Source organism: Cupriavidus sp. YAF13, from assembly GCF_052113425.1.
In the GTDB taxonomy this organism is placed as follows: domain Bacteria; phylum Pseudomonadota; class Gammaproteobacteria; order Burkholderiales; family Burkholderiaceae; genus Cupriavidus.
Window position 1 is genome coordinate 87,743 of record NZ_JBFRDD010000027.1, and the last position, 19,718, is coordinate 107,460.

General features: G+C 61.5%; 15 protein-coding genes and 1 pseudogene. 8 read left to right on the plus strand and 8 right to left on the minus strand.

Annotated elements, in window-relative coordinates; translation table 11 throughout:
- The first annotated feature begins 33 nt into the window (after window positions 1–33).
- Together AB4061_RS21595 and AB4061_RS21600 are read left to right on the plus strand one after the other, a co-directional pair.
- Window positions 34–1,113 (plus strand): thioredoxin family protein, encoded by a 1,080-nt coding sequence (locus AB4061_RS21595; protein ID WP_441637344.1) that lies wholly within the window; start codon window positions 34–36, stop codon window positions 1,111–1,113.
- Between the two features lie 322 nt (window positions 1,114–1,435).
- Window positions 1,436–1,624, plus strand: a complete 189-nt coding sequence (locus AB4061_RS21600) for a hypothetical protein (RefSeq protein WP_441637346.1) — start codon at window positions 1,436–1,438, stop codon at window positions 1,622–1,624.
- 92 nt (window positions 1,625–1,716) lie between these two features.
- Here the strand turns inward: AB4061_RS21600 and AB4061_RS21605 are convergent, their stop codons facing one another.
- Together AB4061_RS21605 and AB4061_RS21610 are read right to left on the minus strand one after the other, a co-directional pair.
- Entirely contained in the window at window positions 1,717–3,966 is a 2,250-nt protein-coding gene (locus AB4061_RS21605; protein ID WP_441637348.1) for a molybdopterin cofactor-binding domain-containing protein, read from the minus strand.
- A 10-nt stretch (window positions 3,967–3,976) separates the two neighbouring features.
- Entirely contained in the window at window positions 3,977–4,450 is a 474-nt protein-coding gene (locus AB4061_RS21610; protein WP_441637350.1) for a (2Fe-2S)-binding protein, read from the minus strand.
- Between the two features lie 712 nt (window positions 4,451–5,162).
- On the opposite strand from AB4061_RS21610, the gene AB4061_RS21615 reads away from it, so the two are divergent.
- A complete protein-coding gene (locus AB4061_RS21615) occupies window positions 5,163–6,077 on the plus strand; it encodes an AraC family transcriptional regulator N-terminal domain-containing protein (protein ID WP_441637352.1) in 915 nt (304 codons plus the stop codon).
- A gap of 566 nt (window positions 6,078–6,643) precedes the next feature.
- On the opposite strand, the gene AB4061_RS21620 is transcribed toward AB4061_RS21615, so the two are convergent.
- The 5 genes and pseudogenes from AB4061_RS21620 to AB4061_RS21640 form a co-directional block, all read right to left on the minus strand.
- Window positions 6,644–7,405 carry an SDR family NAD(P)-dependent oxidoreductase gene (locus tag AB4061_RS21620; protein WP_441637354.1) on the minus strand — a complete coding sequence of 254 codons (762 nt, stop codon included), beginning with the start codon at window positions 7,403–7,405 and terminating at the stop codon, window positions 6,644–6,646.
- Window positions 7,406–7,441: 36 nt separating this feature from the next.
- Window positions 7,442–8,284 (minus strand): SDR family oxidoreductase, encoded by an 843-nt coding sequence (locus AB4061_RS21625; RefSeq protein WP_441637356.1) that lies wholly within the window; start codon window positions 8,282–8,284, stop codon window positions 7,442–7,444.
- Window positions 8,285–8,619: 335 nt separating this feature from the next.
- Window positions 8,620–9,354: pseudogene (locus AB4061_RS21630) on the minus strand (MFS transporter); the annotation flags it as partial.
- 47 nt (window positions 9,355–9,401) lie between these two features.
- Window positions 9,402–10,208 carry an oxidoreductase gene (locus AB4061_RS21635; RefSeq protein WP_441637358.1) on the minus strand — a complete coding sequence of 269 codons (807 nt, stop codon included), beginning with the start codon at window positions 10,206–10,208 and terminating at the stop codon, window positions 9,402–9,404.
- A 91-nt stretch (window positions 10,209–10,299) separates the two neighbouring features.
- A complete protein-coding gene (locus tag AB4061_RS21640; RefSeq protein ID WP_441637360.1) occupies window positions 10,300–11,760 on the minus strand; it encodes an efflux transporter outer membrane subunit in 1,461 nt (486 codons plus the stop codon).
- A gap of 88 nt (window positions 11,761–11,848) precedes the next feature.
- Between AB4061_RS21640 and AB4061_RS21645 the strand changes: the two genes are divergently transcribed.
- From AB4061_RS21645 to AB4061_RS21665, 5 genes are all read left to right on the plus strand, one after another.
- Complete coding sequence (locus AB4061_RS21645; RefSeq protein WP_441637362.1) at window positions 11,849–12,463, plus strand: TetR/AcrR family transcriptional regulator; 615 nt, start codon at window positions 11,849–11,851, stop codon at window positions 12,461–12,463.
- An 87-nt stretch (window positions 12,464–12,550) separates the two neighbouring features.
- The gene (locus tag AB4061_RS21650) at window positions 12,551–13,666 is read left to right on the plus strand and encodes an efflux RND transporter periplasmic adaptor subunit (RefSeq protein WP_441637364.1); all 1,116 of its coding nucleotides are present in this window, start codon (window positions 12,551–12,553) and stop codon (window positions 13,664–13,666) included.
- A complete protein-coding gene (locus AB4061_RS21655) occupies window positions 13,663–16,791 on the plus strand; it encodes an efflux RND transporter permease subunit (RefSeq protein ID WP_441637366.1) in 3,129 nt (1,042 codons plus the stop codon). Before AB4061_RS21650 ends, AB4061_RS21655 begins: the two co-directional genes overlap by 4 nt.
- Before the next feature lie 149 nt (window positions 16,792–16,940).
- Window positions 16,941–18,101, plus strand: coding sequence for a porin (locus tag AB4061_RS21660; protein ID WP_441637368.1), 1,161 nt, complete (start codon window positions 16,941–16,943; stop codon window positions 18,099–18,101).
- Between the two features lie 72 nt (window positions 18,102–18,173).
- On the plus strand, window positions 18,174–18,488 hold the full coding sequence (locus AB4061_RS21665; protein ID WP_441637370.1) for a hypothetical protein: 315 nt from the start codon (window positions 18,174–18,176) through the stop codon (window positions 18,486–18,488).
- Between the two features lie 275 nt (window positions 18,489–18,763).
- Here AB4061_RS21665 and AB4061_RS21670 read toward each other — a convergent pair whose 3' ends face one another.
- A complete protein-coding gene (locus tag AB4061_RS21670) occupies window positions 18,764–19,537 on the minus strand; it encodes an SDR family NAD(P)-dependent oxidoreductase (protein ID WP_441637372.1) in 774 nt (257 codons plus the stop codon).
- Between the last annotated feature and the right edge of the window lie 181 nt (window positions 19,538–19,718).

Consider the following 19,718-nt stretch of genomic DNA (forward strand, 5'->3'; position numbering starts at 1 on the left):
GCCCAGCCATTCTTGAACGTAGGACTGGAATAGATGGTTGTGCTGGGACGCCGCTTCGATCACGTCGCCAACGTGGGAGCGGGCAAGGAATACGACCGCCTGATCGGCCCGTCGACGATGCGGCTGCGACTGATGATGGAAAGATGGTTTCGCGAACTGGGGTTGACAGTGCCAACACTGGAGCGCGCATCTGTCGAAAACCTGGATGCGTCGTCGCAAACGGTTCGTGTATTAAAGAGTTGGAACAGTTTCGGTGGCGACGCGACTGTCAAGGCAGCCGGACTCGCCCGCCTGCGCGAATGTACCGAGGAAGAGGAATACCTACCGTCGGCACGCCTCTCCCGAGATGAGGAGCAATTTGAAGCGATTGTGGACGTACCGGCGGCATTGGGCGACCTGCTTGACACGCTGTATTGGATTCAATCCCATACTGACGAGAAGATTGCCCCGGCACAGACACTTGAGATCGTCGACGCCATGCCGGTTGGGGCCGATCTGGGGACAGTCGCAGCCAAGGCGCTGTACCACCTGTTATACACATCGCCATGGGAAATCACGCAATACTTCGCCAACGGTATTGCGAGCATTCCCAGTATGCAGATCAAAATGCGGCATCAGCGCGAGCACGTCGGCGAACGCGTTGCATTGGCAGACTGGGAAGCCCTGCAACGCGAGACAGTGCTCTTGACGGGGTCTGGCCTGGATTCGCGCATGAGCGTGGAACTCGAGCGATTGGCTGTATCGTTGATCGATGAAGGCATGGCAAGGGACGTGCTGCCGTTAGTGATCGAGTATGCGGTAAGAGACTATCGGCAGTATCCGGAGTGGAGCGAGGCGGAAGCGACGCGCATCACAGGCATGCTTGATGAAGATTTTGAGCAAGTTCGGGAGGCACTGGGCGATCGGCCGAAGGATGAGGGCTCTGCCCGCGATGAGTGGTACGCACAACTGTCCGACCGCCTGGGTCTCAAAGAGCGCGAACGCCGCGTGGCGCAGCCAGAGCTCTGGGCGCGCTATGACGCGTGGTGCAAGTTTAAACAGGCAACTATCACCGCGATCTGCGCACATGTTGCGGCCGTTCTGCTATCGCTATTGCGCGTAGCCGCGAAGTAATCGGCTGTCGGCGTGCACGCGAGGGCGGGCGACCGCACCGCCTTCGCGTGTTCGGACGGCCCGTCGCTCGAGGCGATCGCCGCAGTGGGCTGCGGGCCGGCAGCAGGCCGGCAACCTCGCCGAAGGCATCGCGGGCTCGCGGCCCTTGCCTGCCGACCGATCCGCTCGTGTCGCTCGACGCGACCGCCAAGGTCAAGGTGCTTGAGCGCAATCAGGTGATGGCTGGTACTGTGATTGCCGGCGACCACCAACCGGAAGCGAGCCTTGCATGCGAGTGCGGTAACGCACTACTTGAGGCGTAGGCAGCGGGTACTGAAGCCGTGTGATTGAGCCTCGATATCAATCAGCTGCCGGTGTCTTCATCCGGCACAAGTCGGGCCGAAATCGCGCTCCGCCGGTTCGTCGTCAATTTATCGAAAAGGCGGACGGCGGCCTTCGCGAGCTCGGCATCCCCTCCTTTGAAGACAAGGTGGCGCAGCGCGCCATCGTTATGCCGCTGGAGCCGATCTGAGCCGAGACCGCAAAGTCCGGAATCGATGCCCCCGGGGCGGATGGCCACGCGCCGACAGCAGCAGGCAAGGCCCGTCTGCCGTCGGGGGGCAATTAGGCCAGTTTGAAGGGAAGCTGGCGCAGCGGCTTGCCGGTGAGGCGCGCAATGGCGTTGGCAAAGGCCGGAGCCAACGGCGGCAGGCCAGGCTCGCCCATGCCCGTCGGTGGATCGGCACTTGGCACGATGTGGACGTCGAATGCGGGGGCGTCGGTAATGCGCGCCACCGTGTAGTCGCCAAAGTTGCTTTGCTCGATGACACCGTCCTTCAGCGTGATGGCCGAGCCCTCCAGGCACATCGACAGCCCCATGACTGCCGCGCCCTGCACCTGTGCTTCCACGGTGCGAGGGTTCACCACCAGATTGCAATGCACGCCGGCGGTGACGCGATGCAGTTGGGGGCGACCGTCCTTAACGGAGGCCTCCACGACATAGGCCACCACGGAATCAAATGACTCGTGCACTGCGACCCCCCAGGCGCGGCCGGCGGGTAGCTTCTTCTTCTTGCCGTAGCCGCTCTTGTCCACCGCCAGTTGCAACGCAGTGCTGTGGCGCGGATGCTTGTCGCTGAACAGGCGCATGCGGTAAGCCACCGGGTCTTGCTTGGTGGCGCGCGCAATCTCATCGAGCAGTGTCTCCATGACGTAAGCAGTGTGGGTGGAACCGACACTGCGCCACCATAGCACCGGCACGTTGGGCGTGGGGTGGTGTACGGTTAGGCGCATCGGTAACGGGTAGGGGTCGCGCATGCCCTCCGTGGCCGTGGCGTCGATGCCGTTCTTCACCTGGAATTCCCCGAACACCGTGCCCGAGGTAATGGACTGGCCAACGATGACATGATCCCAGGCCAGCACCTTGCCTTGCTGGTCGAAGCCGATGCGCGCCCGATGCAGGTGCATCGGGCGGTAATACCCGCCCTTGATGTCATCCTCGCGGCTCCACAGCGTGCGTATCGATGCCATCATGCCGGCGGCGCGCGCGGCCTTGGCGATTGCGCAGGCCTCAACCACGTAGTCGCTCGTACTCGCGAAGCGCCGGCCAAAGCCGCCGCCCGCCATCTGCACATGGATTTTTACCTGCTCAGGCTTGAGGCCAAGTACGCGCGCGGCAGCGGCACCGTCCAGTCCAGGGCACTGGGAGCCGACCCACAGTTCGGCACGCTCGTCGGACAGCTGGACGGTGCAGTTCAGTGGCTCCATCGGCGCGTGCGCCAGGTAGGGGAACACGAATTCCGCGTCCAGCTGGCGCGGCGCGGTGGCCAGCGGCGTCATGTCGGCGTCGAACTGACGCCGGCCGGGTTGCACCGCCAGCTCGCGGTACTGGGCCAGCAACCGTTCGCTGTCAGCCTTTTCGACCGCGGTCGTGTTCCATTGCAGCTTCAGCGCCTCGCGCCCTTGCTTGGCCGCCCAGTAGCCGTCGGCGACCACGGCCACGCCTTCGCCACCACGGTCCACCGGCACGCGCAACACTGCCTTGACACCCTTGATGGCTCGTGTGGCGCTGTCGTCTACTGCAGTCAGTTGCGCGCCAAACACCGGCGGATGTGCCACCACGGCCGTGAGCTGACCGGGCAGGCGCGTGTCGATGCCGAAGTCCTGGCGCCCGCTGCTCTTGGCACGCGCATCGATGCGCGTGGTGGGACTGCCGATGATGCGAAAGTCCTTCGGGTCCTTCAGCGTGACCTTCGCCGGCACCGGCAACGCCATGGCGGCCTCGGCAAGTTCGCCGTAGCTCAGCGTGCGGCCACCCGGACCCAACACCACCCCCGCGCGGGTGCGCAGCGAGGCCACGTCCACGTTCCAGCGCGTTGCCGCCGCCGACAGCAGCATCGCGCGGGCACGGGCGCCGAGCTCGCGGTACTGCGTGAAGCTGTTCTTGACCGAATGCGAACCGCCGGTGAGATGAATGCCGAACAGCGGGTCGACGTAGGCAGCGTCGTTCGAGCCGTGCCGGCTGCGCACCAGGCTCCAGTCCGCGTCGAGCTCCTCAGCCAGGATCATCGGCAAGGCAGTCTGCACGCCCTGGCCGAACTCCAGTCGGTTGACTGTCACGGTGACCTCGCCGCTGGGGGCGATCTGCACAAACGCCAATGGCTGCTGTGTCGGCTTCAGGGTGCTCGCGGCGCCGCCGGCACTGGCGGCCTGTGCCATGGCCAGATGCGGAAATGCACCAAGCGCCAAGCCGACGGAGCCGGCCAGCTTCAGGAAGCTGCGGCGCGGCAGCATGGCGGGTCCGTCGCTCTGGCTCCGCGCCAGCAGCCGCTGCAGATTGCGCGGCATTTCGCCGTGATCGAGACTAGGCAACATAGCGAATCCTTCAGGCAAGGGCCTTGGCGGCATCGGCCACCGCGGCGCGAATGCGGGGATAGGTACCACAGCGGCAGATGTTGCCCGCCATGGCGGCGTCGATCTCGGCAGCGCTGGGTTGCTTCCCGCGAGGCAGGGACCTGAGGAAGGCGGTAGCGCTCATGATCTGGCCGCTCTGGCAGTAACCGCATTGCGCCACGTCGTGTTTGACCCAGGCTGCATGGACTACGGTGCCGACCCGGTCGCTGCCATCGGTGGCAGCTTCGATCGTGACGATGGTCTTGCCCTCGGCAGCAGAGACCGGCGTGACGCACGAGCGAATGGCCTGGCCGTCCAGATGCACGGTGCACGCGCCGCATAGGGCAGCACCGCAGCCGAATTTGGTGCCAGTCATGCCAAGCCCGTCGCGCAGCGCCCAGAGGATGGGCGTGCCGGGATCGACGTCGACCGTGTGCTTACGGCCGTTGACGTTGAGTGTGCTCATGGAGGAGGGTTCTCCGTAGGTTGTGTCAGAAGACGAATGGCATGTGCTCACGGCGCAAGCGCCCGCATCAAAGAGCTCGGATGACGCGCCTAGCCGTGCGGGACCCTGAGCGCTCTTGATTCAGCATCTGGCAGGCTCGGGGGAAAGTAACAATAGCGACGGTAGCCAGTTTGAAGGAAGGCCCCCTGAACTGTTTGCTCAATCCGCCCAACGTCTTGTCTAATTTGACGATTTCATGCCGGACCGATCAGTCTCGCGACAGGCTCGCAGGATCGAGCGTCAGACTTGTCCAGTGGGAGACCGCCGTCCCACGATGGAGTGGAGCCTGCCTTATGGCCTGCGGGCCAAGCTGTGTGGCAGGCACGGCACTAGCGTCCTTGATCGTCTAGGCGATACAAGTGAAGCCCTCGACGTGCGCATCGCTCCACAGAGCAGCGTTTTCGGGCGTGATGCGCCGCCCGGCGCGAGGCGGTTGCTTCGACGGCCGGCAGACCCACGCCGCCACAAGCAAGCATGGTGTAGGGGTGTGGTGCCAATTATTCAGAAAGTCGTCGCAAGCCTGGTACTGGTATATCGGGGAGGCAACGATGCGGTCGCGCTTGCCGGATTCATCTGGTTTCTTGCCTAAACTGACGTATCGCCGCCAAAAGTGAGCGTGGGCGAAGCTGACGAATGCTAGACTGCGTCTGACTTGGCTACAGCAGAGTTCGGTTTGAGTAAGCGTGAAGGGCCACAATTTTCAGGGGTCACGATGATGAATGTTCTGGCTCAGGCCATCGGAAGATTTGCTCAAACCGATGGCGATCACACCACCGTGATCCCGGCACTGACGCTCCACTGTCGCAAGATGCCCACCAAGCCATTGCACTGCATTTACGGCCTGGGGTTGGGCGTCGTCGCGCAGGGTGGCAAGCAGATCACGCTCGGGGAGGAAGTAGTCGACTATGGACCGGGTCAGTCCATGCTGACGACCATCGATCTGCCCGTCCTCGCACACGTCACGCAGGCCAGCATGCGAGAGCCTTTTCTTGGTCTCATGTTGACACTGGACGTCCGTTCCATCATGGAGATCGCTTCCGAAATGGATTTGCCGCGACCGGGGAGAGACTGCTCTTGTCACCCCATTACGATCGAAAAGCTCGACCCAGCATTGGTCAATGCCCTGATCCGGCTCGTCGAATTGCTGGACGAGTYGGCATTGATTCCTCGGCTGGCGCCACTGATTCAGGAGGAAATCACCGTCCGCTTGCTGACGGGGCCACACGGCCCACAATTGCAGCACCTTGTTGCTGCCGGCTCCCCCAGTCAGCAGATTGCAAAGGCCGTGGCCTGGCTTAAGCAGAACTTCACTCAGTCGCTGCATGTGGACGAATTGGCGGTTCGCGCACGCATGAGCCCGTCCACCTTCCGGCAACATTTCCGTGCCATCACTGGCATGAGCCCGTTGCAGTTCCAGAAACAGTTGCGTCTACAGGAAGCACGGCAATTGATGCTCAACCAGAACTTCGACGCGGGCTACGCCGGTGGCCTTGTGGGCTATGAAAGCGCATCACAGTTCAATCGCGAATACAGCCGCCTTTTCGGCGCCCCACCTCAACGCGATATCAAGCGCATGAGACTGAGCTGAACGCCATAGAGCTGATGAGAGGTGCACTGGAGGATTCCGTCAAGGCTATCGATCGGACAGCCCTCATGCCGAGGATCTGCGCGCGCTACGACTTCACGGATCGAATAGGCACCGCCATGAAACGGCGTCGTACGGCGGGAATCTCAGCTATCTGACCTTCAGTAGAAGCGACGTGCCGGTGTGAGAACTCGGCGTTACCCCTTGTAATAGCGATAGCAGTCCACCACGTCTGTCTCCCAGCGTTCATTTCGTTCTCTGCTCTTCGTGGCTTCGTTCGTGCTCTACCGGCCTTCGTTGGTGCAGTTGTCGAATCGGGTTCTTGCCTCCTGAAAACGCATCGGTCGTAGGCATCCCCTTTAATTTCCTCCGCCACGACGGACTGACAACGCGCGCATGCTGCGAGGGCAAAACCGGAGAGAGCCTGTTTCATCGTTGCCTCCATTCGTCGGTAATGATCTCGCGAGCATAGAACGCTCACTTTTGGATCGAGGTGGACTGTGCGCGGTAACGCACAGACGAAATTCAATGTACTCGCTTCGTAACGGGAATGGTCTTTCAGCAACCTGCTAGGCCTGGTCGGTCGGCATGATCCACAACTCGCTCACGGACGCGTGGCGCGGCCGGGTGACCATGTAGGCGACAGCATCGGCGATGTCCTCGGCCTGCAGAACCTCCGTGGTCTCGTAGAAGGCGTCAATGCTTTCGCGCATCGCACCGCTGTTGTGCGAGCCCAACTCCGTGTCGACGCCTCCGGGCTCCAGCACACCGACTCGCACGTGCTTCTTGGTGATCTCCTGCCGCAGCGATTCGGTGAACCCGTTCACGCCGAACTTCGTCATGTTGTAGACGCCGTAGTTGGCCCATGCGACACGACCAGCGATCGACGAGATGTTAACAATGTCGGCGACCCGGCGTGGTCCTTCCTCGGCGGCGGCCACCAGGTGCGGAAGGGCCGCATGCGTCATGTAGAGCAGGCCCTTCTGGTTGATCGCGATCATCCGCTCCCATTCCTCCGGATTCGCACCAACGATGGGACCAAGCAGCATCAGGCCCGCATTGTTGACGAGGATGTCAAGGCGTCCGAACCGGTCGACGACCGTCTGAACCGCCGCCTCGGCCTGGGCACGCTCGGTGATGTCGGCGGGTACAGCGAGGGCGGTCCCGCCTGCCTCCTCGACCTGCGCGGCGAGGGCATCCAGCCGATCCTGGCGGCGGGCGACCAAGGCGACGGATGCGCCCTGAGTTGCGAGAGCCCGGGCTGTGGCGTAGCCGATTCCGCTGCTCGTTCCGGTGACGAGTGCGACGGTGCCAGCGAGTGATGATGCCATGAGTATGTCCTGTACGAATTGACGTGAAGACGATAGTCAGGCGTCGTCGTGGGCAAGCGAAGAAGACAGTTTGCGATGAGCATCAGCCTGGTCGAGAAGGGTCTTGGCCTTAACCTCGAAGGTCTGCACAGCATCGGCGCCTGCAGCGAAGCGGGCCGGCGGCTCGTCGAGTCCGGCGAGCTGCACAATGGCGTCGGCGAGCTTGGCTGGGTCGCCCGCCTGTTTGCCGTCCATGCCACTCCAGGCAGTGACGGTTTCCCTCGTGCGCTCGGCATAGTCGTCGATGGAAGGCTGCGCGTACGTGGTGGAGTCGGCGGTCAGCAGTTCGGTCCGGAAGAATCCGGGCTCGACAAGCATCGTGCGGATGCCGAAGGGCGCAACCTCTGGCGCGAGCGACTCGATCCATCCCTCGATGCCGAACTTCGCGGCGGCATACGCCGAGCAAAACATTCCGCCGGCGATGCCGGCTGTCGAGGAGATAGTGAGCAGCAAGCCAGAGCGCTGCTTACGCATCACCGGCAGCACGGCGCGGGCGACGTTCATCGGGCCAAACAGCAGCGTCTCGATTTGGTTGCGGACCTGTTCGGGGCTGAGCTCCTCGAAGAAGCCGGCGTGGAAGTTGCCGGCGTTGTTGACCAGCACGTCGATCCGTCCGAACTTGCCGACGGCGGCCGCGCCCGCGGCCTGGGCGTCCTCCGAGCGGGTGACGTCGAGTTTGATGGCCAGCAAGTCGTCGTGGTCGCCGATTGCCGCCGTGACTTTCCCGGGGTCGCGGCCGGTCGCGACGACGGCGTGGCCAGCGGCCAACGCCGCCTTGGCAATGTCTACGCCCAGCCCACGGCCAGCGCCGGTGATGAACCAAACTTTCTTATCAGTCATGGTGTTCCTCTCTGTTCTTCGTGGCTGTGTGATCACGAATGTCCGCGCTAGTGGTGGTGATTCAGGCGTCGTGAGTAAGGTGAACGCCGCGGTAGTGTCTGGCGAGCTCACAAGTGCGTTGCATCCGCCTCGCCCTAGGGCAACGTCATCAGATGTGATCGTCAGGCAAACATCAGTGTGCTTACCCTTTGAATGCACCCCGATTGTGTCCGGTCTGGGGTCGAACTGCGTGCATGGATCGTCGTATTTGTTGCCTAAAACGACGGATCCTCATGCCGCTGATGACGGCTTGGATAGTGGGGGGAGCCCGTGACTGGTGACCACTAGTGAGCGAGGAAAGAGGGTGACTCTTCTACACGGAGATCCTTCAAAGCGCCCGTCCCGATGATCAGTAGGCCCATTCCGAACAGATCAAGCGGGCGGTTGGTGGTGTGCTGTTTTGTCTCGGTGAGCAATGTCGCACCGCGCCACATGGCAGCTAGGCCTAAGGGCACGTTCAGATAGAAGGCCCACTGCCAGCCGATCGATGCGATCACGAATGCCCCAAGGCTTGGCCCCACCGCAGCAGCCAGAGCACCAACCGCTCCCCATAGACTGATCGCCACCGCGCGCTTGCTGATTGGAAATGCCGCCAGCACGAGCGAGAGCGATGCGGGCGTCAGCAACGCAGCGCCGATGGCCTGAAGCGCGCGTGCTGCAATGAGCCACCCTACGTTGACAGCCAAACCACACGCAACCGACGCCACCAGAAACAGCCCTACGCCGGCCAGAAACACCCTTTTTCGCCCGTGCTTATCTGCCAACCCGCCAGACGGAGTGAGCGTTGCAGCGTAGGCGACAGTGTAGGCATTGAGCACTCAGAAGAGATCTGCCCCAGTGGCTTGAGGAAACCCCGCACGTAAGGCACTGAAGGTGGCGAACAGCATCGTGCCGGCCATCGAGACAAGGAACACCGCCACGATGGCGACCCAGAACACCGGCCAAGGTGATGCGGTGTTGAGCTGTGCATCCGGCAACGCTGGAGCAAGCGAGGCAGAGCCCCCGGTTGCTGATCTGTCTGGATTTGTCATAGGACTCTTCCGATGATGTGTGCCAGATCTGTTTCCGGTAACGCGCTTCAGGAGAGTCCGAACGTCTTGCGCAGACTCGCACCGACCGGTCCTGCCGGCATGAAGCGGCGCAGCTTGCTCAGAAGGGAGGCCTCGCCTTTGGGGGTACGGCGCATCTTCCACGCGCCGAGAGCGGCATCGACGACCGTGCTCGCGACGCCATCGGGGTCCGGTGCTTTTTGGACACTTCTTTGAATCGCCTGCGAAACGACGCTGCGCTCGTTGTCGTAGGCAGATAACTTGGAAGATGCGTGGGGGGCGTTGGTATCCAGGCTGGTCTTGGTAAACGAGGGCTCGACAAGCACCACACGGATGCCGAACTTGCGCACCTCGTGGTCCAACGTCTCGGACATCCCCTCCACAGCGTGTTTGGATGCCGAATAGAGACCCATGTACGGCGCCGGCAGAAAGCCGAGCACGGAGCTGATGTTGACGATTCTTCCCGAACGTTGCGCACGCATGTGCGGCAATACGGCTCGTGTGGTACGCAAGATGCCAAACACGTTGGTGTCGAACAGCGCCTGCGCTTCGGCAATCGACGTCTCTTCGGTCGCGCCGAGCAGCGTCACGCCAGCACTGTTGACGAGCACATCGATGCGCTTGGCCTGCGCGATGATGGCCTGGATCCCCCGCTGAACCGAGGCTTCATCGCGGATATCCATCTCGACCAGCTCAACGCCCGGTAGCGGCTGCGCTTTTGCGATGTTGCGCACGGTGCCGAATACCCGGGAGCCCCGCAGCGCAAACTTCGCGGCGGTGGCGCGGCCGATGCCCGAGGACACGCCTGTAACGACGACAACTTTGGAACTCGACATGGCAGTTTCTTTCGGTATGGGTGGATCGGTGCTGCGGTAAAGGTTCGAGCGATGAACCGTGCTGAATGCGCAGCCTCAGTCGCGGGGGTGACTATTTGCTAGCAATGGCGGTCGATTCGTCGGGCTGCCACCCACCGCCCAGCGCCTTGAATGCCGCGACAGCAGCGCGCGCTGATTCGGTTTGCGCCTGCGCGCGCGCGTCTGACGTACGTAACAGGCTTTCGTCGGCTTGCAGCACTTCAATCAGGCTGACGACGCCTTTTTGATACGCAGCAAACGACGCATTTCGCGCGCGGCCAAGCGAATCCACGCCTTGTGTGAGCATGGCCGCTTGCTCCTCGCGCTTGACGAGAGCAGAGAAGGCGTCTTCCACATCCTCCGTGGCGCGCAGCACGGCGAGCTTGTACGCGGCCAGCATCTCCGCCTCTTGCCCCTTGGCCTGATCGATCTGCGCGTTGATACGGCCGAAGTCAAACAGGCGCCAGCGCAGACCGAGCACGCCGGCAGATTGACTGGCACCGCTACCGAACAGGCTGCCGGCGCCCACCGATGTAGCGCTGCCGAGCAGGCCGCTGAGCGAGAACTTCGGGTAGTACTCAGCTATGGCGACACCGATGCGCGCGTTGGAAGCCGCTAGCCGGCGCTCGGCGACGATGAGGTCGGGGCGGCGCCTCAGCAATTCGCCTGGCGATCCGCTGATCGCAATTCGCGGGGCGGCCGGGATGTCGCCGCCTTGCGCAAGCTCCGCCCGGTGCGTGCCCGGCAACGAGCCGAGCATCACATCCAGCGCGTTCATCGCCGCATCGAGGCCAGCCTCAAGCGGAGGGATGGAAGCGCGAACCTGAGCGAGTGCGCCTTCGGCCTGCCGGACTTGAAGCTCGGCCGCCAGTCCCTTGCCGTACAGCAGGTTGATGGTGGAGAGCAATTCTTCTTGCGTCTGTACCTGGTAGCGGGCCACTTTCAAGCGCGTCTGTAAGCCGCGGATGGTGATGTAGATATCGGCAGTCTGTGCGGCCACGGCCAGCCGTGTGGCGACTGCGCCCGCCTGGGAGGCCTGATAGTCGGCAAGTGCCCCCTCGCGGCCGCGGCGCAGGCCGCCGAAAACGTCCAACTCCCAGCTTGCGCCAACATCGGCCTCAAAAGCGTTGCCGTAGCGGTCGAAGCCGGGCCGCGAATTCAAGACGCGGCCCAAAGGGGTTTCGACGGACTGGTACGCACGCGCGGCCTGGCCCGTGACATTGCCGGAGGGCAGCAACGCGGCATTGGCAGCGCCAAGCCCCGCACGGGCTTGCGTGACGCGGGCGAAGGCCTGTGCAAGGTCCAGGTTTTGTTCCAGCGCGAGCTGCACGTACCGCGTAAGTTGCGGATCGCCAAAGCCAGCCCACCACGCAGGCAGATCGGCTTCGGCATTGGCTGTCCGCTGCTCCACTGCTGTCTGGCCCTGGAATTGTCGGGGAAGTGGCACATTGGGCGTCACATAATCGGGGCCGACGGCACAAGCGGTCGCCAGGCTGGCAGCGAAGAGGGCCATAAGGGAGTGTTTTGGCAACATCGAGGATGTCTTCCATCAGGTTTTTGTGACTATAGTACAAAATGGTCACGCGTTGTTCAACTATCGCGACTCGCGTAAGCTGGAGCCTATGAAGACCACCCCCTACCCCGTTTCCGCCCGTGGCCCGGCGGACCATGACGTGCGAGACCAGATCGTTGCCGCCGCCACCGAGCACTTCAGCCGCTACGGCTACGAGAAGACCGCCGTTTCCGATCTGGCCAAGGCCATCGGTTTTTCCAAGGCCTACATCTACAAGTTCTTCGAGTCCAAGCAGGCCATTGGCGAGATGATCTGCGCCAACTGCCTGCGCGACATCGAGGCCGACGTGAATGCCGCCCTGGCCGACGCCGACTCCCCGCCGGAGAAGCTCCGGCGCATGTTCAAAGCCTTGACTGAGGCCAGCCTTCGGTTGTTTTCCCACGACCGCAAGTTGTACGAGATCGCGGCCTCGGCAGCGACTGAACGCTGGCAAGCGGTGATCGCCTATGAGGACCGCATCCAGAGGTTGCTGCGCGATGTGCTGCAGGAGGGCCGGGAGACCGGAGACTTCGAGCGCAAGACGCCGCTGGACGAGGCCACGACGGCCATCTACCTGGTCATGCGCCCGTACATGAATCCGTTGCTTTTGCAGTACAGCTTTGACTACACGGAAAGTGCGCCCGGGCTGCTCTCCAGCCTCGTGCTTCGGAGTCTTTCCCCCTGACGCGCAGATTTTTTGAGTGTGACCATTGACTAAAGTGGTCACGGGAACCAGAATGAAAGCCCAGATCATCTTGTCGATGGGGCTTTCATGCTTTCTCGTTGCTTTGTTACCTCTATCGTTATTGGTGCGTTGTCGCTCGCTTTGAGCGCTTGCGGCGAAAAGGCCCCTGCCGATCCGCGCACCGAGGCACCGTTGGTGCGTGCCGCGTTCGTTCAGCCCGTCGCTTCCGCGTCGCGTTCATTCACGGGGGTCGTCGCTGCCCGGGTGCAGAGTGATCTCGGGTTCCGCGTGCCCGGCAAGGTGTTGGAGCGGCTTGTGGATGCCGGGCAGACCGTCAAGCGCGGGCAGCCGCTCATGCGCATCGACCCTGTCGATCTGAAGCTCGCCGCGCACGCACAACAAGAAGCCGTGAGCGCCGCGCGAGCGCGCGCGCACCAGACGGCGGAAGACGAAGCCCGCTACCGCGATCTGCGTGGAACTGGCGCCATTTCCGCCTCGGCCTATGACCAAGCGAAGGCTGCGGCGGACGCCGCCAAAGCCCAGCTGAGCGCAGCGGAAGCGCAGGCCGATGTTGCGCGTAACGCCAGCCGTTACGCAGAGCTTGTTGCCGATGGTGAAGGTGTGGTCATGGAGACGCTGGCCGAGCCCGGCCAGGTCGTCAACGCAGGGCAAGCCGTCGTACGGCTGGCCCACGCTGGCCGACGTGAAGCGGTGGTCCAGTTGCCGGAAACGTTGCGGCCGGCGATCGACTCTGTCGCACAAGCCACGCTTTTCGGTAAGGAAAGCGCCGGTGTACCTGCCAAGCTGCGGCAACTGTCGGATGCTGCCGATCGGCTTACCCGCACGTTCGAAGCGCGCTATGTGCTGGATGGGGAACTGGCCAATGCGCCGCTGGGCGCCACCGTGACGATCCAGATTCCCGATCGGCTTACCACCGTGCAAGGCGATCTGCAGGTGCCGCTTGGTGCCGTGTTCGACGCCGGCAAGGGCCCGGGTGTGTGGGTCATCCAGGGTGATCCGGCGAAGGTGTCGTGGCGATCCGTCACCATCGTGCGCCTCGGCGACGAAAGCGCTCGGGTTGCTGGCCAAGTCAAGCAAGGGGACCGGATCGTCGCGCTTGGCGCACAACTGCTGCGTGAAGGACAGCAAGTCCGTGTGGCAGGGCAAGGTGCCAGGACTGCCATCGCGGGGGTGCGCCTGTGAGCCAAGGTCGTTTCAATCTATCGGCGCTCGCCGTGCGCGAGCGCGCCATCACGTTGTTCCTTATCTGCCTGATCTCTCTGGCGGGTCTCATTTCCTTCTTCAAGCTTGGCCGCGCGGAAGACCCGGCGTTTACGGTCAAGGTGATGACCATCATCACCGCGTGGCCCGGCGCGACGGCGCAGGAAATGCAAGACCAGGTGGCCGAGAAGATCGAAAAGCGCATGCAGGAGCTGCGCTGGTATGACCGCACGGAAACGTACACGCGGCCGGGCCTGGCGTTCACCACGTTGACCCTGCTCGACAGCACGCCGCCGTCGGAAGTGCAGGAGGAGTTTTACCAAGCGCGCAAGAAAGTCAGCGACGAGGTGGCCAACCTCCCGCCCGGCGTGATCGGGCCGATGGTCAACGACGAGTATGCGGACGTGACCTTTGCGTTGTTTGCGCTCAAGGCGCAGGGCGAACCGCAACGTGTGCTCGTGCGAGATGCGGAGACGCTGCGTCAGCGCTTGCTGCACGTGCCCGGCGTGAAGAAGGTCAACATCATCGGCGAGCAGTCGGAGCGCATCTATGTCGAGTTTTCCCATGACCGGCTGGCGACGCTGGGCGTGAGTCCGCAAGAGGTTTTTGCCGCGCTCAACAGCCAGAATGCGCTGACGGCAGCCGGCTCGGTGGAAACGAAAGGGCCGCAGGTATTCATCCGTCTGGACGGCGCGTTCGACGAGCTGCAGAAGATTCGCGATACGCCGGTTGTATCGCAGGGCCGAACGTTGAAGCTGTCGGACATTGCCACGGTCAAGCGTGGCTACGAGGATCCTGCCACGTTCATGGTGCGCAATGGTGGCCAGCCTGCCTTGCTGCTGGGCATCGTCATGCGCGAAGGCTGGAACGGGCTGGACCTGGGCAAGGCGCTCGACAAGGAGGTGGGCGCCATCAACGCTGACATGCCGCTCGGCATGAGCTTGTCCAAGGTGACCGACCAGGCAGTCAACATCGCCGCTGCCGTCGATGAGTTCATGCTCAAGTTCTTCGCCGCGCTGCTGGTGGTCATGCTGGTGAGCTTCGTCAGCATGGGTTGGCGCGCGGGCCTGGTGGTGGCCGCGGCCGTGCCGTTGACACTGGCGGTCGTCTTTGTGGTGATGGCTGCGACAGGCAAGAACTTCGACCGCATCACACTTGGATCTTTGATTCTGGCGCTCGGCTTGCTGGTGGACGACGCCATCATCGCCATCGAAATGATGGTGGTGAAGATGGAAGAAGGCTACAGCCGCGTCGCCGCTTCGGCATATGCATGGAGCCACACTGCGGCGCCCATGCTGTCGGGCACGCTGGTGACCGCCGTCGGCTTCATGCCCAATGGCTTTGCGCGATCCACCGCGGGCGAATACACCAGCAACATGTTCTGGATCGTCGGCATTGCGCTGATCACGTCCTGGGTGGTCGCAGTGGTGTTCACGCCTTACCTAGGCGTAAAGATGCTGCCCGACTTCAAGAAGGTCGAAGGCGGCCACGATGCGATCTACGACACTCCGCGTTACAACCGCTTCCGTGCGCTGCTCGGGCGTGTGATTGCGCGCAAATGGCTGGTCGCGGGTTCGGTCGTCGGGCTCTTTGCCTTGGCCATCCTCGGTATGGCGGTGGTCAAGAAGCAGTTCTTCCCAATTTCGGATCGGCCTGAAGTGCTGGTCGAGGTGCAGATGCCCTATGGAACATCGATCAACCAGACCAGCGCGGCCACCGCAAAGCTGGAGGCTTGGCTCGCCAAACAGAAGGAAGCCAAGATTGTGACGGCTTACGTTGGCCAGGGTGCGCCGCGCTTCTATCTGGCGATGGGGCCGGAACTACCGGATCCGTCGTTCGCCAAGATCGTGGTCCGCACCGACAGCCAGGAAGAGCGTGACGCGTTGAAGCAGCGCCTGCGCCGGGCGATTGCCGACGGCCTTGCCCCCGAGGCGCGCGTACGGGTCACGCAGCTCGTGTTCGGTCCGTACTCTCCGTTCCCGGTTGCCTATCGCGTGACCGGCCCCGATGCGGAGACGTTGCGCCGCATCGCGGCAGATGTTCGGCAAGTCATGGACGCCAGCCCGATGATGCGCACGGTCAATACCGATTGGGGGATGCGCGTACCGACGCTGCACTTCACCTTGCAGCAGGACCGCTTGCAGGCCGTGGGGCTGACCTCCAGCGCCGTCGCGCAACAACTGCAATTCCTACTCAACGGCATTCCGGTGACGGCGGTGCGCGAGGACATCCGCACGGTGCAGGTGACCGCCCGCTCGGCCGGCGACATCCGACTGGATCCGACCAAGATCGGCGACTTCACGCTGGCAGGCGCCAACGGGCAACGCATTCCGCTCTCGCAGGTGGGCAAGATTGATGTGCGCATGGAAGAGCCCATCATTCGGCGGCGCGATCGCATGCCGACGATCACGGTGCGAGGCGATATTGCCGATGGCCTGCAACCGCCCGACGTTTCGACAGCCGTCAGCGCGCTGCTTCAGCCAATCATCGAGAAACTGCCTGACGGATACCGCATTGAACAAGCGGGTTCCATTGAAGAATCGGGCAAGGCGACGAAGGCCATGCTGCCGCTGTTCCCGATCATGCTGGCAGTCACCCTGCTGATTCTCATCTTCCAGGTGCGGTCCATTCCGGCGATGGTCATGGTGTTCCTGACCAGCCCCCTCGGCCTGATTGGCGTGGTGCCAACGCTGATTCTGTTCGGGCAACCGTTCGGCATCAACGCGTTGGTTGGCCTGATTGCGTTGTCGGGCATCTTGATGCGCAACACGCTGATCCTGATCGGGCAGATTCAGCACAACAAAGATGAAGGGTTGAATCCGTTCAGGGCCGTTGTGGAAGCCACGGTCCAGCGTGCGCGGCCGGTGATCCTTACCGCGTTGGCCGCCATCCTGGCCTTCATTCCGCTGACCCATTCGGTGTTCTGGGGCGCGCTCGCCTATACGCTCATCGGCGGGACGTTTGCCGGGACGATCTTGACTCTGGTGTTCCTGCCGGCCATGTACTCGATCTGGTTCAGGATCCGGCCCGGCAGCGCGGCCGATGCGCAGCGTGATCGACACGAGACCGTGCAGGCCACCGGACAACTGGCGTCCGAGTCATATTGAATCGCGAGGGCATGTTTCCGCCGCATGGCCCCTTGATTTCAATCCACTTGCATTAAAGCGACTTTTAGACGGGACATTGGGTGCATGGCCTCCACCCAAGGCGTGCTGCTGCGCGAGAGGTCACAAAAATCGTAGTGAGGAGACAAAATATGAAGGTAAATCCAATTCTTCTGGGCTCCTTGAGCCTATTTTCTGGCATGACTTGGGCTCAGTCTAACGTTATCCTGTACGGCGTTGCAGATATGAGCATGGAATACGCAAATCACGTCGGTACGGTGCCATTGGCAAGCAATGGGTTCAATAGTGGGCCCGGAAAAAACGTCTATCGAATGGATTCTGGCGGCCTGTCCGGGTCGCGCTGGGGGATTCGCGGCACAGAGGATATTGGTGTCGGTCTGCAATCCATTTTTGTCCTTGAGAGCGGCGTTAGTCTCGATAACGGAACCCAGATGCAGGGTCGACTTTTTGGCCGCCAGGCGTTCGTTGGAGTGCAAAGCAGCTCACTCGGAAAATTCACATTCGGGCGTCAATACACATCGCTGTTCGATTCCATTGCGAATTTTTCACCAACGATCTACGCAACGCAATACTCACCAACCGTACTTCTTCTTGGTCCGGCCTATCGAGAAGACAACACGGCGAAATATAGCGGTGCTTTCGGTCCCTTCACTATCGGTGCCCATTGGTCCTTTGGAACAGGTCTTGCGTTACCCGCCACCGCGCCAAGCACAATCCCGCTCACAGGAACCGGAGRGGTTCCGGGGCAATTTCGCAGAGACTCTGCGTATGGCGTTGGAGTGAATTATTTTGGTGGAAGTTTTGGAGCCGCACTGGCCTTTGACGAATTCAATCCGAGCATGGTGAACGGGACGGGAGGTTTCAAAAAACTCGCGGTTGCCGGAAGTTATGCTGCGGGGCCTGCAAAGCTAATGGCCGGGTACCGCTGGGGAAAGAATAGAGATGGGGCCGGAAGTGAAATCCTGCGAGACGATTTCTATTGGATCGGCGCAAACTACAAGTTGAAACCGAGTGTGGATTTAACTCTGGAGTATGCGTACGACAAGATTCACCGAAGAGTGGGTGAATCGCAAATGGGCAATCCATGGCAAGTAACGGCAATCGCAAATTATTCATTCTCCAAGCGTACAAGTGCCTACGTCGTAACTTCTTTCGCAAAGAACGCGGGACTCAATCTTGATAATAGCGCCGTAAATTATGCCAACAGTCTGGGGACAGGGAATAGCTATGCCCTCGGTGCAGGTGAGACCTCCATGCTCGGGGTAGGGCTTGGAATCCGTCACACGTTTTGAGTGGTGCTTTGAGATGCCTTACAAGAATTCTCGGCGTTTTATTCAGATGGTATTTGCCTCAAGGAGCGAAAAATGATTACCAAGTCGGAAATTCTTAGTGGGTTCGCCGTCGCGGTGCTGGTGGCATCGAGCTTCACAACGGTTGCGCCCGCTGGAAGCAAGGGCGAAAAGGGACGCCCTCGGGTGGACGTTGCGCTCCATGTCAAGTTGGACGCCAATGGCAGTGCGACGAAGTGGGGAGCCTTTGATCCGTTCAGCGACGGCACGCGAACTGGCATGCCCGATTCACATGTGGACACCGCAAAGCTCAAGGTGCTCGACACGTTCGGTGCTGGCTTCGACATGCAATCGACCGACAGCGATTCGCTAAGTAACTGCTTGACTTGAACTCGTTGCTTCCCATGTTGGGCGCTGCATAAGCAGCGGAAAAATTTTGTACCCGCCTGCCCATGTTACCTCCGTGCTCTCTCGACCTTGGCAGGCGGTCTTTTTATATACGATTGCTTTCCCAACTATGTCCCACACGGGCACTTCTGCGACACTGGCGTGCGACTATCATGTTGTTTCAATTACGTTGGCTCCATGACAGCCAATTGTTTCCTCATAAATATCAGACAACAGGGATCATCAAGATTCCGCAGGGGATTGCCTCGTTCGAGGCGTCAGCCGCGGTAGCGGGCGGCAGGCTTGTCATTCGAGAAACCAGCAGCGAGCGTGGCGCGGGCTTGCTCAAACGCGTCCCATGCGGACGCCTCAGGCACCGGCGGAATCGTCACCAGTTCTTTGCGGTCAAAGCCCACCAGGGCCGCAGCAACGAGGTCATCGACCTCCATGACGTCTGGCACCTTGCTGATGTCTCCACCGGACCGTTCGTAAATCTCGGTGCGTGTCGCCGCTGGCAGAACCGCCTGGATGTAAACCCCCTTGGCATTGACTTCTGCTGCCAAGCTTTGCGAGAAAGTGAGCACGTAGGATTTGGTCGCAGCGTAAATGCCTTGGGAATACTCAGGCAGAAGCGCCAACACCGACGCAATGTTGATGATGGAGCCACCGCCGCGTTTGACCATTCCGCCAATGACTGCAGATGCGAGCATCGTGGGCGCGTGGACGTTCAGTTCCAGCAGCCTTTTCATGTCTGTCGGATCAGCCTGCTCGAAGCTGGTGATCAAGCCTGCACCTGCGTTGTTGACGAGGATGTCGATCGCCGGCTGTGCGCGCAGACGCCGTGCGACTTTGTCGAGTTGCGCAGAATCGGTCAAATCGGCCGTGAGAACCTCGATTGCCACGCCATGCGCCTGGCCAAGTTCCTCTGCCAGCGCATTGAGACGGTCGGTGGCACGAGCGACGAGTACGAGATCATGGCCGCGAGCGGCGAAACGGCGCGCATAGACAGCACCAATGCCGCTGGAGGCACCTGTAATAAGAGCGGTAGTCATAGCAAATTTATCCTGGTCAGTCTCCAACGGTTCGGCGCTGTTCAGGTTAAGCGTGGATAGCTGCTAGACTTTGGTCGTTGATATGACGAGAGCAGTCGATGAACGCCCGCCAGTTCAAGAGATTCCTGGAGTCGGTGACCAAGCTCACCGCCGGCCAGTTGGAGCAGGTACGAAGCGCGCT

Excerpts from the sequence above, each read along its gene's own strand:
- AB4061_RS21595 (WP_441637344.1), top strand. The coding sequence starts at position 34 with ATGGTTGTGCTGGGACGCCGCTTCGATCACGTCGCCAACGTGGGAGCG.
- AB4061_RS21605 (WP_441637348.1), bottom strand. The coding sequence starts at position 3,966 with ATGTTGCCTAGTCTCGATCACGGCGAAATGCCGCGCAATCTGCAGCGG.
- AB4061_RS21610 (WP_441637350.1), bottom strand. The coding sequence starts at position 4,450 with ATGAGCACACTCAACGTCAACGGCCGTAAGCACACGGTCGACGTCGAT.
- AB4061_RS21620 (WP_441637354.1), bottom strand. The coding sequence starts at position 7,405 with ATGGCATCATCACTCGCTGGCACCGTCGCACTCGTCACCGGAACGAGC.
- AB4061_RS21625 (WP_441637356.1), bottom strand. The coding sequence starts at position 8,284 with ATGACTGATAAGAAAGTTTGGTTCATCACCGGCGCTGGCCGTGGGCTG.
- AB4061_RS21635 (WP_441637358.1), bottom strand. The coding sequence starts at position 10,208 with ATGTCGAGTTCCAAAGTTGTCGTCGTTACAGGCGTGTCCTCGGGCATC.
- AB4061_RS21640 (WP_441637360.1), bottom strand. The coding sequence starts at position 11,760 with ATGTTGCCAAAACACTCCCTTATGGCCCTCTTCGCTGCCAGCCTGGCG.
- AB4061_RS21645 (WP_441637362.1), top strand. The coding sequence starts at position 11,849 with ATGAAGACCACCCCCTACCCCGTTTCCGCCCGTGGCCCGGCGGACCAT.
- AB4061_RS21650 (WP_441637364.1), top strand. The coding sequence starts at position 12,551 with ATGCTTTCTCGTTGCTTTGTTACCTCTATCGTTATTGGTGCGTTGTCG.
- AB4061_RS21665 (WP_441637370.1), top strand. The coding sequence starts at position 18,174 with ATGATTACCAAGTCGGAAATTCTTAGTGGGTTCGCCGTCGCGGTGCTG.
- AB4061_RS21670 (WP_441637372.1), bottom strand. The coding sequence starts at position 19,537 with ATGACTACCGCTCTTATTACAGGTGCCTCCAGCGGCATTGGTGCTGTC.